This window comes from Streptomyces marinisediminis (assembly GCF_026262575.1).
Taxonomy (GTDB): domain Bacteria; phylum Actinomycetota; class Actinomycetes; order Streptomycetales; family Streptomycetaceae; genus Streptomyces; species Streptomyces marinisediminis.
Map to the genome: position 1 here is coordinate 179,042 of NZ_JAPKFL010000001.1, position 13,655 is coordinate 192,696.

Annotated in this window: 11 protein-coding genes; 8 read left to right on the top strand and 3 right to left on the bottom strand. The window is 75.0% G+C overall.

What is annotated here, in order from left to right; all coding sequences use genetic code 11:
• Positions 1 to 59: 59 nt before the first annotated feature.
• Positions 60 to 533, bottom strand: a complete 474-nt coding sequence (locus OSB71_RS00785; RefSeq protein ID WP_265942992.1) for a Dps family protein — start codon at positions 531 to 533, stop codon at positions 60 to 62.
• A 77-nt stretch (positions 534 to 610) separates the two neighbouring features.
• Positions 611 to 1,618 carry a rod shape-determining protein gene (locus tag OSB71_RS00790; RefSeq protein WP_265943345.1) on the bottom strand — a complete coding sequence of 336 codons (1,008 nt, stop codon included), beginning with the start codon at positions 1,616 to 1,618 and terminating at the stop codon, positions 611 to 613.
• 156 nt (positions 1,619 to 1,774) lie between these two features.
• Between OSB71_RS00790 and OSB71_RS00795 the strand changes: the two genes are divergently transcribed.
• The 8 genes from OSB71_RS00795 (at position 1,775) to gatB (ending at position 12,255) form a co-directional block, all read left to right on the top strand.
• Positions 1,775 to 2,488 (top strand): SDR family oxidoreductase, encoded by a 714-nt coding sequence (locus tag OSB71_RS00795; RefSeq protein ID WP_265942994.1) that lies wholly within the window; start codon positions 1,775 to 1,777, stop codon positions 2,486 to 2,488.
• Positions 2,489 to 2,793: 305 nt separating this feature from the next.
• Positions 2,794 to 3,768, top strand: a complete 975-nt coding sequence (locus OSB71_RS00800; RefSeq protein WP_323055241.1) for a methionine synthase — start codon at positions 2,794 to 2,796, stop codon at positions 3,766 to 3,768.
• 42 nt (positions 3,769 to 3,810) lie between these two features.
• A complete protein-coding gene (ligA, locus tag OSB71_RS00805; protein WP_265942999.1) occupies positions 3,811 to 6,102 on the top strand; it encodes an NAD-dependent DNA ligase LigA in 2,292 nt (763 codons plus the stop codon).
• Between the two features lie 195 nt (positions 6,103 to 6,297).
• On the top strand, positions 6,298 to 8,568 hold the full coding sequence (locus OSB71_RS00810) for a putative bifunctional diguanylate cyclase/phosphodiesterase (protein WP_265943001.1): 2,271 nt from the start codon (positions 6,298 to 6,300) through the stop codon (positions 8,566 to 8,568).
• A gap of 124 nt (positions 8,569 to 8,692) precedes the next feature.
• Positions 8,693 to 8,989 (top strand): Asp-tRNA(Asn)/Glu-tRNA(Gln) amidotransferase subunit GatC, encoded by a 297-nt coding sequence (gatC, locus tag OSB71_RS00815; RefSeq protein ID WP_265943003.1) that lies wholly within the window; start codon positions 8,693 to 8,695, stop codon positions 8,987 to 8,989.
• 5 nt (positions 8,990 to 8,994) lie between these two features.
• Complete coding sequence (gatA, locus tag OSB71_RS00820; protein WP_265943005.1) at positions 8,995 to 10,488, top strand: Asp-tRNA(Asn)/Glu-tRNA(Gln) amidotransferase subunit GatA; 1,494 nt, start codon at positions 8,995 to 8,997, stop codon at positions 10,486 to 10,488.
• Positions 10,485 to 10,727 carry a hypothetical protein gene (locus tag OSB71_RS00825; RefSeq protein ID WP_265943007.1) on the top strand — a complete coding sequence of 81 codons (243 nt, stop codon included), beginning with the start codon at positions 10,485 to 10,487 and terminating at the stop codon, positions 10,725 to 10,727. The genes gatA and OSB71_RS00825 overlap by 4 nt, the downstream gene beginning before the upstream one ends.
• Positions 10,728 to 10,746: 19 nt before the next feature.
• Positions 10,747 to 12,255, top strand: a complete 1,509-nt coding sequence (gene gatB / locus OSB71_RS00830; protein WP_265943009.1) for an Asp-tRNA(Asn)/Glu-tRNA(Gln) amidotransferase subunit GatB — start codon at positions 10,747 to 10,749, stop codon at positions 12,253 to 12,255.
• Between the two features lie 183 nt (positions 12,256 to 12,438).
• Here the strand turns inward: gatB and OSB71_RS00835 are convergent, their stop codons facing one another.
• The gene (locus OSB71_RS00835; RefSeq protein WP_265943011.1) at positions 12,439 to 13,632 is read right to left on the bottom strand and encodes a PQQ-dependent sugar dehydrogenase; all 1,194 of its coding nucleotides are present in this window, start codon (positions 13,630 to 13,632) and stop codon (positions 12,439 to 12,441) included.
• Positions 13,633 to 13,655: the final 23 nt, after the last annotated feature.

A 13,655-nucleotide genomic window follows, 5' to 3' on the forward strand; every position in this document is an offset into this window, starting at 1 on the left:
GCCGCGTGGTCGCGGGTCGCCTCCCGGGCCTCGGGGCCTTCCGGGTGCGACCGGCAGCCTCACTGCTTGTGCTCGGCCTGGAACATCCAGTGGTGCTTCTCCAGCTCGCCGGTGAGGGAGATGAAGATGTCCTCCGTCACCGGGTCCGCCTTGCCGACCGCCGCCATGCGCTCGCGCATGCGCCCGACGACCGTGCCCAGCGCGTCCGTCATCGTGGCGACCGCGTCGGCGTCCTGCTGCCAGCCGTCCACCACGTGCCGGATGCCGCTGCCCTCGGCCACCGTGCCCACGCGCCCGTCCGGCGCCAGCCCGACGGCCGAAGCGCGCTCGGCGACCGTGTCGGAGTACTGGCGCGCGGTGTCCACGACGTCGTCGAGCTGGAGGTGGACGGTGCGGAAGCGGGAGCCGACCACGGTCCAGTGGATCTGCTTGGCCACGAGCGAGAGGTCGACGAGATCGACCAGCGCGCCCTGCAGCGCCTCACCGACCACCTTGAGATCCTGCTCCGGCAGTGTGCTCTTCACGGCGTACATCCGTTGACCTCGCTCCTTGCTTGCTGTGAGCGGCTTTGTGCCTTTCCGGCATCGCGGGTACCCAGGCGGGCGCGGGGTCACGCCACCGCGGCGGTGGCCGGGGCCGCGAACGCGGTCTCCAGCCGGGCGAAGTCCTCCAGGCAGCGCCCGGTGCCCACGGCCACGCAGGTCGCCGGCTCGTCCGCGACCGTCACCGGCATGCCCGTCTCGCGGGAGAGCCGCTCGTCCAGGCCGTGCAGCAGCGCGCCGCCGCCGGTCAGCACGATGCCGCGCTCCATGATGTCGCCGTACAGCTCGGCCGGGCAGGCGTCGAACGCGCTGCACACGACGTCGACGATCGCCTGCACCGGCGGCTCGACGGCCTCGCGGATCGCCTCGCTGTCGAGCTGCACCGTCTTGGGCATGCCGGTGACCTTGTCCCGGCCGCGGATGACCATCCGCGCGTCCGTGCCGAGCGTCGTCTTGATCTGCTCGGCGGTGCGCTCGCCGACGGTGATGGTGTGCTGCTTCTCGACGTACGCGGAGATCGCCGCGTCCAGCGCGTCACCGGCGACCCGGGAGTGGCGCGCGACGACCAGGCCGCCCAGCGAGATGACGGCCACCTCGGTGGACCCGCCGCCGACGTCGACCACCATCGACCCGCACGGCTCGTACACCGGCAGCCCGGCGCCGATCGCGGCGGCCATGGGCTCCTCGATCAGATGCACGGACCGCGCCCCGGCCCGGGAGGTGGCCTCCAGGACGGCCCGGCGCTCCACGCCGGTCACCCCGCTGGGGGTGCTCACGACCACCCGGGGAGCGCGGCTGCGGCTGCGGCGCGCCTTGGCGATGAACTGCCGCAGCATGCCCTCGGCCGCCTCGTAGTCGGAGACGACGCCGCCCCTGAGCGGCCGGATGGCGACGATCGTGCCCGGCGTGCGGCCGACCGCCTCCCGCGCCTCGTGCCCGACCGCGAGCACGGTGCCGGTGCGGGAGTCGACGGCCACGACGGACGGCTCGTCCAGGACGATGCCGCGCCCGCGGGCGTACACGAGGGTGTTGGCGGTGCCCAGGTCTATGCCCAGGTCCCGGGTGCTGAAGGTCATGTTCGCCATGGACGTGACTCCACATGTTCCGTGAGGGTGTGTGACGCCTTGTAGCCGATTGTCGTCCTCTCCCGGCGCGCTGCCACCGGACGGCCGCACCGGTGCGGCAATCGGGGCACCCGGCCCGCCGGGCGGGCGCGGCTCTAGGCTGGCGGCATGGCAACGCATCTGATCACCGGCGCGGGCTCCGGCATCGGCGCCGCGCTCACCCGCGCGCTGCTGGAGCGCGGTGACGAGCTGTGGCTGCTCGCGCGCGACGCGGGCCGGGCCCGGCAGCTCGCCCGGGAGTTCGCCCCGGCCGCCGAGGCGGCGGGCGGCGGCGTCCGCACCCTCGTCGGCGACCTCGCCGAACCCGAGCGGCTGTCCTGGGCGTTCGGCCACCAGGAGCCGCCCGGCGAGCTGGACTCCCTGGTGCACAGCGCGGGCGTGTGCGACCTGGGTGACGTGGGGGAACTGACGCCCAAGGTCTGGCAGGCGACGCTGGCCGCCAACCTCGTGGCGCCCGCCGAGCTGACCCGGCTGCTGCTGCCCCAGCTCCGCCTGGCCCGCGGCCACGTGGTGTTCGTCAACTCCGGCGCCGGGCTGCGCGCCCACCCGCAATGGAGCGCCTACGCCGCGAGCAAGCACGGCTTGAAGGCGCTGGCCGACGCCCTGCGCGGCGAGGAGTCGGGCAACGGGGTGCGCGTCAGCAGCGTCTACCCGGGCCGGACGGCGACGCCGATGCAGGAGAAGGTGCACCGCCAGGAGGGCAAGGCGTACCGCGCCGAGGAGTGGATGAGCCCGGAGTCCGTCGCCCGGACGGTGCTGACCGCGCTCGACCTGCCCCGCGGCACCGAGCTCACCGACCTCAGCGTGCGCCCCACCGGCTGACCGGCACCGGCTGACCGGCACCGGCTGACCGGCACCGGCCGGCCGGCACCGGCCGGCCGTCGGGGCGGGCGCGGCCGGGCGGGGCGGCTCCGGCCGCTCGGCGGCGGGGCCGAGCGGCCACGGCCGCCCCCGGCTCCCACCCGCCGCCCCCGGTCGGCCGCTCGGCGCCGGGCCGAGCCCGCCGGGCGCCGCCTCGCGGAGCGGGGCGTGCGCCGGGCGGCGGCGGGCGCTCGTAGGCTGCGGGGGTGAGCGCTAACGAGTCGAGGTTCAACTGGGGGCCGGGCGCGGCCAGCGGCGTCGGGTCCATGCCGGGGGAGGACGCCCGCGAGGCGGCCCGTACCGTCACGGGCAGCCTGGAGCCGCCCGTCCACCTGCCCTACCTGCCGGAGCTGCCCGCGCGCGGCCCGGGCGCCGACATGGTCGGCCGCACCACCGGACTCCTCGCGGAGCTGTACGCGCACCTGGAACCCAGCGGCTGGCGGGTCGGCGACCGGCCCGGGCGCGACACCCGCCGCGCCCGCGCCTGGCTGGGCGAGGACCTGGACGCGCTGGAGGAGTACACGCAAGGGTACGCGGGCGCGCTCAAGCTGTCGGTCACCGGCCCGTGGACGCTGGCCGCCGCGCTGGAGCGCCGCAACGGCGAGGCGATGCTCGGCGACGCCGGCGCCCGCCGCGACCTGACCGCCTCCCTCGCCGAGGGCGTGCGCGCCCACCTGGCCGACGTGCGCCGCCGGGTGCCCGGCGCCCGGCCGGTGCTCCAGCTCGACGAGCCCTCGCTGACCGCCGTGCTCACCGGCCGCGTGCCCACCGCCAGCGGCTACCGCACCCACGCGGCGGTGGACCGCGCGGTGGTGCGCGACGCGCTCGCGGAGCTGGTGCGCGCGGCCGGCGACGCGCCCGTCGTCGTGCACTGCTGCGCGCCGGGCGTGCCCTTCGCGCTGCTGCGCCGGGCGGGCGTCGCCGGCGTCTCCTTCGACGCCGCGCTGCTCACCGAGGGTGAGGACGAGGCGATCGGGGAGGCGGTCGAGGGCGGCACCGCGCTCTTCGCGGGTGTCGTGCCCGGCACCGAGCCCGACGGCGCGGCATTGTCGGACCCGGCGGGTAGCGTCATGGGGGTCAGGTCGCTGTGGCGCAGGTTGGGGCTGTCTCCGGCGCTCCTCGCGGAGTCGGTGGTGGTCACTCCGGCGTGCGGTCTCGCGGGCGCCTCGCCGGCGTACGCGCGTGCGGCGCTGGCGCACTGCGTCCGCGCGGCACGCTCACTCGCGGACGACCCTGAGTGACGGGCGGGGCCGCTTCGGCCCCAGGGACGGGAGGACGAGACGGTGGCTGCCGAACAGCACTCAGCCGTGCCCGCCGAGGCGCGGGAGGAGCACAAGCGGCTGGCGGAGGAGGTCGACGAGCACCGCTTCCGGTACTACGTGAAGGACGCGCCGGTCGTCTCCGACGCCGAGTTCGACCGCCTGCTGCGCGCCCTTCAGGAGCTGGAGGAGCGGTACGCGGAGCTGCGCACCCCCGACTCGCCCACCCAGCAGGTCGCCGGGCGCTACGAGACGGAGTTCACCGAGGTCGCCCACCGGGAGCGCATGCTCTCGCTGGACAACGCCTTCGACGACGAGGAGCTGGCGGCCTGGGCGGAGCGCGTCGCCCGGGAGCTGGGGGACGCGCCGTACCACTTCCTGTGCGAGCTGAAGATCGACGGCCTGGCGGTCAACCTCACCTACGAGCACGGCCGGCTCACCCGCGCGGCGACGCGGGGCGACGGCCGCACCGGTGAGGACATCACGCCCAACGTGCGCACCATCGCCGACGTCCCCGAGCGGCTGCGCGGCGCGGACGTCCCGGAGCTGGTGGAGATCCGGGGCGAGGTGTTCTTCCCGATGGAGCGGTTCCAGGAGCTGAACGCCCGGCTGGTCGAGGAGGGCAAGCCCCCGTTCGCCAACCCGCGCAACGCCGCGGCCGGTTCGCTGCGCCAGAAGGACCCCAGGGTGACGGCCGGGCGCCCGCTGCACATGCTGGTGCACGGCGTCGGCGCGCTGGAGGGCAGGACGCTGTCCCGGCTGTCCCAGGCGTACGAGCTGCTGCGCGGCTGGGGCCTGCCCACGCCCCGGCACAACCGCCTGGTCGACACCCTGGACGGGGTGCGGGCGTTCATCGCGGACTCCGGCGGCAGTCGGCACTCCCTCGGGCACGAGATCGACGGCGCCGTGATCAAACTGGACGAGATCCCGCTCCAGGGCCGGCTCGGCGCCACCTCCCGGGCGCCGCGCTGGGCGATCGCCTGGAAGTTCCCCCCGGAGGAGGTCAACACCAAGCTGGTCGACATCCGGGTGGGGGTGGGCCGCACCGGGCGGGTGACGCCGTACGCCGTGGTCGAACCGGTGACGGTGGCCGGCAGCGAGGTGGAGTTCGCCACGCTGCACAACCAGGACGTCGTGCGCGCCAAGGGCGTCCTCGTCGGCGACACCGTGGTGCTGCGCAAGGCCGGCGACGTCATCCCGGAGATCCTCGGCCCCGTCGCGGACCTGCGGGACGGCTCCGAGCACGCCTTCGTCATGCCCGAGCGCTGCCCGGAGTGCGACACGCCACTGGCGCCGTCCAAGGAGGCGGACGTCGACATGCGCTGCCCCAACGCCCGCTCGTGCCCCGCCCAGTTGCGCGAGCGGCTGTTCTACCTGGCCAGCCGCACCTGTCTGGACATCGAGCACTTCGGTTACGTGGCCGCGACCGCGCTCACCCAGCCGCTGGAGCCCGCCGAGCCGCCGCTGCGGGACGAGGGCGGCCTGTTCGACCTCACCGTCGAGCAGTTGCTGCCCATCAGGTCCCACGTGCTCGACCCGGACAGCGGCCTGCCCAAGCGGGACCCGAAGACGGGCGAGCCGAAGGTCGTCACGCTCTTCGCCAACCAGAAGGGCGAACCGCGCAAGAACACGGTGGCGATGCTGGAGAACATCCGGGCCGCCCGGGAGCGTCCGCTGGCGCGGATCATCGCCGGGCTGTCCATCCGGCACGTCGGTCCCGTCGCCGCCGAGGCGCTGGCCCGGGAGTTCGGCTCGATCGACCGCATCGCCCAGGCGAGCGAGAAGGAGCTCGCCGCCACCGACGGCGTCGGCCCCACCATCGCCGCCTCGCTCAAGGACTGGTTCGCCGAGGACTGGCACCGCGAGATCGTCGAACGCTGGCGGGCGGCGGGCGTGCGCATGGAGGAGGAGGGCGGCACCGCGCGCGGCCCCCGCCCGCTGGACGGCGTCACGGTCGTGGTCACCGGCACGCTGGAGCACCACACGCGCGACGGCGCCAAGGAGGCGCTCCAGGAGCTCGGCGCGAAGGTGACCGGCTCCGTCTCGAAGAAGACCGGCTTCGTCGTCGTGGGCGACAACCCCGGCTCCAAGTACGACAAGGCGGTCCAGTTGAAGGTGCCGATCCTGGACGACGCCGGGTTCGCCGTCCTGTTGGAGCAGGGGCCCGACGCCGCCCGGGAACGCGCGGTGAACCCCGTCCCGGACGCCGCGCCGGACGCCGTCCCGGACGCCGTGCCGGAGGCGCAGGCCGAGCCGGAGGCGGGCGCCGAAGCGGGCGCGGACGGGGCGTCAGAACCGTCGGGGGCACCCGGCTGAGACGTGGCCCGAACTCCCGTGCGGCACTCCCGTTTCTTCCGTAACGGCGCGGCCCCGTAAGGAAGATGACGGACAATTAGCCAACCACGCGGGTAGCGGCAGCCGGTCGGTGCCCATGGCACCGTTTCGCGCCTACTGTGGATCCACGGGCGCCTGCCGTGGCGCGGTGCACCGACGGCCGTGAGAGGGACGCGCATGCAGCAGACACCCGAAGAACGTGGTGGCGGCGGCGACCGCCGCCCCGCGCGGCTGCCCACCCGGCCGGGCCCCGGCGCCGGCCCGCCGCCGGCGGCACCGCGCCCCCGCGGGGCCGCGAGCCCCCGCCCGGGCCGCCCCGCCGACGAGCGGACGGTCGACCGCCCGCCCGGGGCCGCCCGGGCGGGGGCCTGCTGCTCGCGGCTGCGCCGCGCCCTGCTGACCAGGGTGCCCGGGCTGTCCACCGCCGTCCTGGCCGCCGCCGCCACGGCCCTGGCCTTCTGCGGCTACCGCGCCGCCGGGCGGGGCGAGGCCCTCTTCCCCGCCTCCACGGCGGGCTGGGCGCTGGTGGCGCTCACCGCCGTCGTCGTCGCCCACCTGGTGCTCCTCGGCCGGGACCGCTGGTGGGGCGGCACCGGCTCCGGGGCCGCACTGACCCTGGCCGTCCTGCTGCTGTACGGGTGGATGCCCGCCGCCCTGGTGAGCATCGCCGTCGTCTTCGTCACCGGCGTCGCCCGGCACCGCCGGTGGCGGCAGGCGGCGGTGCACGGCGCCGTGGACATCCTGGGCATCGTCGCCTCCGCCTGCGTCATGGCCGCCTTCGGCCTGCGGCCCTCGGTCGCCCAGCCGTGGACGCCGGACCTGTGGTCCTGGTCGGCCGTGCCCGAGATGACGGCGACCGCCTGCACCTACCTGGTGGTCACCCGGGTGCTCCAGTGGTATTGCGAGATCCCCTGCCCCGCCCTGCCGAGCGCCGCCCGCACCGCGCTGGTCAGGCACGGCCTGACCTGCGTGGCCCTGATGGGCATCTCCCCGCTGATCGTGGTCGTCGCCACCGCCCAGCCGCTGGCGCTGCCGCTGTTCGCCGTGCCCTTAATCGCGCTGGACTCCACGCTGTGGATCGCCCGCGTCCGGGCCGAGGAGCAGCTCCGGGACCCGCTCACCGGCCTGCCCAACCGGCTGTGGCTGATGGAGCGCACCTGGTCCGCCCTGGACGACGCCGACCGGGCCGGCGCCCGTGCCGCGCTCGTCCTGATCGACCTCGACCGCTTCCGCTCCGTCAACGACACCCTCGGCCACCTCGCCGGCGACCGCCTGCTGCTCCAGATCGCCGACCGGCTGCGCACGGCCCTGCCCCGGGGCGCGGAGGCCGCCCGGCTCGGCGGGGACGAGTTCGCCGTGCTGCTCCCGCTGGCCGTCTCCACCACCAGCGCCCAGCGGGCCGCGCGCACGGTGGTCAGCGCGCTCAGCTCCCCGCTCCACCTCGACGGGCACAGCCTGGTGCTGGAGGCCAGCGCGGGCGTGGCGGTCTTCCCCGACCACGCGGACGAGGCCGAGGGCCTGCTGCGCCGGGCCGACGTGGCGATGTACGAGGCCAAGCGCGACCGCAGCGGCGTCGAGGTCTACGACGTCATGCGCGACGGCAACACCGTCGACCGCCTCGGCCTGCTCGGCGACCTGCGCCGTGCCCTGGACGCCGGCGAGGTGGAGCTGCACTACCAGCCCAAGGTCCGCTTCGACGGGCAGGTGTCCGGGCTGGAGGCGCTGGTGCGCTGGCAGCACCCCGAGCGCGGGCGGGTCGCCCCGGACGTCTTCATCGCCATCGCCGAGACCTCCGGCCTGATGCCCCGGCTCACCGAGTACGTGCTGGAGAGCGCGCTCGGGCAGGTCGCCGCCTGGCGGGCGGCCGGGCTCACCGTGCCCGTCGCCGTCAACGTCTCCCCGCGCGACGTCCACACCCCCGGGTTCGCCGGCGCGGTGGCCGCCCGCCTGGCCCGGCACGGCGTACCGGCCTCCGCGCTCCAACTGGAGATCACCGAGCACGTGCTGCTGGAGGAGCCGCAGCAGGCGGCCGACACGCTGGCCGGTCTCGTCGGACACGGGGTGAAGATGTCGCTCGACGACTTCGGCACCGGCTACTCCTCCCTCGTCCACCTGCGCAGACTGCCCGTCAGCGAGCTGAAGATCGACCGCTCGTTCGTGGCCCGCCTGGCCGTCGACAGCCAGGACGCCGCGATCGTCCGGTGCACGGTCGACCTCGCCCACTCGCTCGGCCTGCTCGTGGTCGCCGAGGGCGTGGAGGACGACGAGACGTGGGAGCACCTGCGCGACCTGGGCTGCGACGCCGTGCAGGGCTGGCTGGTCGCCGCCGCCATGCCGCCGGCGGAGACGACGGCCTGGCTGCGCGCCCGCGAGGTCGCCCCCGGCGGCACCGGCGCCCGCGCCTTCCGCGTCCCCCGCCCCACGGCCGCCAAGGGCCCGACGGCGTGAGCACCCCGGCCGGGCGGCCACCGGCCGGCGCCGCGCCTCCCGCGCCCGCGGGCGTGAGCCGCCCGGGGGTAGCCATAGGATTGGGGCGCAAGCTCATGCCCGTAACCCCTTAAGGAACCGCCGCATGCCTGGCATCACCCGCGAGGAGGTCGCGCACCTCGCGAAGCTGGCGCGCCTTGAGCTGAGCGCCGAAGAGCTCGAACACTTCGCCGGTCAGCTCGACGACATCATCGGAGCGGTCGCCGCCGTCTCCGAGGTCGCAGGCGAGGACGTGCCGCCGACCTCCCACCCGCTGCCGCTGACCAACGTCATGCGCCCGGACGAGGTCCGTCCGAGCCTGACGCCCGAGCAGGCGCTCTCCGGGGCGCCCGCCCAGGAGCAGCAGCGCTTCAAGGTGCCGCAGATTCTGGGGGAGGAGTGAGCGACATGACCGACCTGACGAGGCTGACCGCCGCGCAGACCGCCGAACGCGTCGCCGGCGGCGAGGTCACCGCCGTCGAGGTGGCCGAGGCGCACCTGGCCCGCATCGCGGCCGTGGACGAGAAGGTCCACGCCTACCTGCACGTGGACCGCGAGGGGGCGCTCGCCGCCGCCCGCGCGGTGGACGCCCGGCGCGCCGCGGGCGAACCGCTCGGCCCGCTGGCCGGCGTGCCGCTCGCGCTGAAGGACATCTTCACCACCGAGGGCGTGCCCACCACCGTCGGCTCCAGGATCCTCGAGGGCTGGCTCCCGCCCTACGACGCGACGCTCACCAAGCGGCTCAAGGACGCCGGCGTCGTCATCCTGGGCAAGACGAACATGGACGAGTTCGCCATGGGCTCCTCCACCGAGAACAGCGCCTACGGCCCCACCGGCAACCCGTGGGACCTCACCCGCATCCCCGGCGGCTCCGGCGGCGGCTCCGCGGCCGCGCTGGCCTCCTTCCAGGCCCCGCTGGCCATCGGCACCGACACCGGCGGCTCGATCCGCCAGCCCGCCGCCGTCACCGGCACCGTGGGCGTGAAGCCGACCTACGGCGGGGTGTCGCGCTACGGCATGGTCGCCTTCTCCTCCTCGCTCGACCAGGGCGGCCCGTGCGCGCGCACCGTGCTGGACGCGGCGCTGCTGCACGAGGCCATCGCCGGGCACGACCCGCTGGACTCCACCTCCATCGACGCCCCCGTCCCCGCCGTCGTCGAGGCGGCCCGCCACGGTGACGTGCGCGGGCTGCGCGTGGGCGTGGTCACCGAGTTCTCCGGCGAGGGCTACCAGGACGGCGTGATGCGGCGGTTCACCGAGTCGGTGGAGCTGCTGCGCGAGCTGGGCGCGGAGATCGTCGAGATCTCCTGCCCGTCGTTCACCAAGGCGCTGGCCGCCTACTACCTGATCGCGCCGAGCGAGTGCTCCTCCAACCTCGCCCGCTTCGACGCCATGCGCTACGGCCTGCGCGTGGGCGACGACGGCACCCGCTCCGCGGAGGACGTCACCGCGCTCACCCGCGAGGCCGGCTTCGGGGCCGAGGTCAAGCGCCGCGTCATGCTCGGCACCTACGCGCTCAGCTCCGGCTACTACGACGCCTACTACGGCTCCGCGCAGAAGGTGCGCACGCTCATCGCGCGCGACTTCCAGCGGGCGTTCGAGTCGGTGGACGTCCTGGTCTCCCCGACGACGCCGACGACCGCGTTCCCCATCGGCGAGCGCGCCGACGACCCCATGGCGATGTACCTCGCCGACCTGTGCACCATCCCGTCCAACCTGGCCGGCAACGCCGCCATGTCGCTGCCCTGCGGCCTGGCCCCGGAGGACGGGCTGCCGGTGGGCCTGCAGATCATCGCGCCCGCCATGGCTGACGACCGCCTCTACCGGGTAGGCGCCGCCGTCGAAGCGGCCTTCCACACCCGGTGGGGGCACCCGCTGCTCGAGGAGGCACCCGTCCTGTGAACGCGATCAAGAAGGCCCGGCGCTACAAGAAGTCCAAGGCCAGCACGTACATCTCCATCGGCACCTCGCTGTTCGGCGCCGTCAGCGTCGTCAAGCAGCTCCGGCAGGCGCGCTCCGACAAGGACACGCTCGTGCTCGCCGACGCGGTGGTGTCCGCCGCGGCGATCACCACCGGTGTGCTGATCCTGCTGCGCGAGCTGCGCAACTGGAGCGGCGACGACGTCCTCACCGGCGACTGATTCGGAAAGGCACCACACCGTGACCGTCACCGACCTGGTGTCGTACGAGGACGCCCTCGCCTCCTACGACCCCGTCATGGGCCTGGAGGTCCATGTCGAACTCGGCACCCGTACCAAGATGTTCTGCGGCTGCGCCACCGCCCCCGGGGCGCCGGCCAACTCGCAGACCTGTCCCACCTGCCTCGGCCTGCCCGGCTCGCTGCCCGTGGTCAACGCCACGGCCGTCGAGTCGGCCGTCCGCATCGGCCTGGCGCTGAACTGCTCCATCGCCGAGTGGTGCCGCTTCGCCCGGAAGAACTACTTCTATCCGGACATGCCGAAGAACTTCCAGACCTCCCAGTACGACGAGCCGATCGCCTTCGACGGCTACCTGGACGTGCAGTTGGAGGACGGCGAGGTCTTCCGCGTCGGCATCGAGCGCGCGCACATGGAGGAGGACACCGGCAAGTCCACCCACATCGGCGGGGCGACGGGCCGCATCCACGGCGCCTCGCACTCCCTGCTCGACTACAACCGGGCCGGCATCCCGCTGATCGAGATCGTCACCAGGCCGATCACCGGGGCGGGCGAGCGCGCCCCCGAGGTCGCCCGGGCCTACGTCGCCGAGCTGCGCGAGCTGATCCGGGCGCTGGGCGTCTCCGAGGCCCGCATGGAGATGGGCCAGATGCGCTGCGACGTCAACCTCTCGCTGATGCCCAAGGGCGCGCAGGCGTTCGGCACCCGCAGCGAGACGAAGAACGTCAACTCGCTGCGCAGCGTCGAGCGCGCCGCGCGCTACGAGATCCAGCGGCACGCCGCCGTGCTCGACGGCGGCGGCGTCATCGTGCAGGAGACCCGCCACTTCCACGAGGACGACGGCAGCACCACCGCGGGCCGGGTCAAGGAGGAGGCGGAGGACTACCGCTACTTCCCCGAGCCCGACCTGGTGCCGGTCGCCCCGGACCGCGCGTGGGTCGAGGAGCTGCGCGGCACGCTGCCGGAGCCGCCCCGGGTGCGCCGCAACCGGCTGCGCGAGGAGTGGGGCATCTCCGAGCACGAGATGCAGTCCGTGCTCAACGCGGGCGCCCTCGACCCGATCCTGGCCTCCATCGCCGCCGGCGCCCCCGCCGACCAGGCGCGCAAGTGGTGGATGGGCGAGCTGGCCCGCCGGGCCAACGAGGACGGCGTCGAGCTGTCCGCGCTGCCCATCACCCCCGAGCAGGTCGCCCGGGTGTGCGCCCTGGTGGCCGAGGGCTCGCTCAACGACAAGCTCGCCCGCCAGACCATCGAGGGCGTGCTCGCCGGCGAGGGCGACCCGGACCGGGTGGTCGAGGCGCGCGGCCTGAAGGTCGTCTCGGACGAGGGCGCGCTCGGCACGGCCGTGGACGAGGCGATCGCGGGCAACCAGGCCATCGCCGACAAGATCCGCGGCGGCAAGGTCGCGGCGGCCGGGGCCCTGGTCGGCGCGGTCATGAAGGCCACCCGTGGCCAGGCCGACGCCGCCCGCGTCCGCGAGCTGATCCTGGAGCGCCTGGGCGTGCAGGGCTGACACCACCGCGGTGCCGGGGCCGGGGCGCGCCCCCCGCGCCCCGGCCCCGGGCGCGCTTCACCCGCCGGTGCGCGTTGGCGTCGGCGTGCGTGCGCACCGGCCCGGGCCGTGGGCGCTCCGGTCCGCGCCTGCCCCGGCGCGCGGGGCCCTGCCGTCGTCGTCCTCCCCTCCCGAGGAGAGAGGTCACCGGACCGTCAGGCGCAGCACGCGGTCGTCGTCGCCCTCGGGGTCACCGCGGCCGTCGGTGTTGCTGGTCATCAGCCACAGCTCGTCGCCGCTGTCGGCCACGACGGTGCGCAGGCGCCCGTACTCGTCCTCCAGGAACGCCTGCGGGTCGGCGACCGGCTCGGTGCCGTCCAGCGGGATGCGCCACAGCCGCTCCCCGCGCAGGCTCGCCAGCCACAGGGAGCCCTCCGCCCAGGCCAGGCCGCTCGGCGAGGCCTCGGCGGGCCGGAACTGCACGAGCGGGTCGACGAAGCCCTCCTCCCCGGCCCGGCCCTCCACCTCGGGCCAGCCGTAGTTGCCGCCCGACTCGATCAGGTTGACCTCGTCCCAGGTGTCCTGGCCGAACTCCGAGGCCCACAGCCGCCCGGCGCCGTCGAAGGCGAGCCCCTGTACGTTGCGGTGGCCCAGGGAGAACACCCGCGAGCCCTCGGCCAGGTTGCCCTCCGGCGGGGCCGAGCCGTCGGGCCGCACGCGCAGGATCTTGCCCGCCAGCGACTCCGGGTCCTGGGCCGCGCCCCGCACGTCGGCGTCGCCGGTGCCGACGTAGAGCATGCCGTCGGGGCCGAAGACGATGCGGCCGCCGTTGTGGACCCGCGACTTGGGGATGCCGCGGACGACGACGTCCGGCGCGCCGAGCCGGCCGCCGGGCTCGTCGCTCTCGGCGTCGTAGGCCATGCGCACCACCCGGTTGTCCGAGGCGCTGGTGAAGTACGCGTACAGGTAGCCCTGCGCGTCGCCGGTGCCCATGGTGATGCCGAGCAGGCCGCCCTCGCCGCCCGGCTCCACGCCGGGCACCTCGCCGACCTCGCTCACCTCCCCGCTGTCCGCGTCGATCCGGGAGATCGTGCCCTGGTCGCGGGAGGAGACCAGCAGGTCGCCCTCGGGCAGCGGGGCCAGCCCCCACGGCGAGCCCAGGCCGGTGGCGACGGTGCCGTCCACCTCCACCGAGCCCTCGGCGGGCGGCGGGCTGGCCTCGGTCCGCGGCCGGTCGGAGGCGGCGGGGGAGGCCGGCTCCTGGGCCGTGGGCTCGCTCGGCCGGGGCTCGGCCCGGCCGCCGGTGTCGTTCCCCTCGGAGGCGGGGCCGCCCGCGCAGGCGGCGGTGAGGGCGAGCGTGGCGGCGGCCAGGGCGGCGGTCACTGCGGGGCGTCGCACGGGTGGGTTCCTCTCGTCGGCCT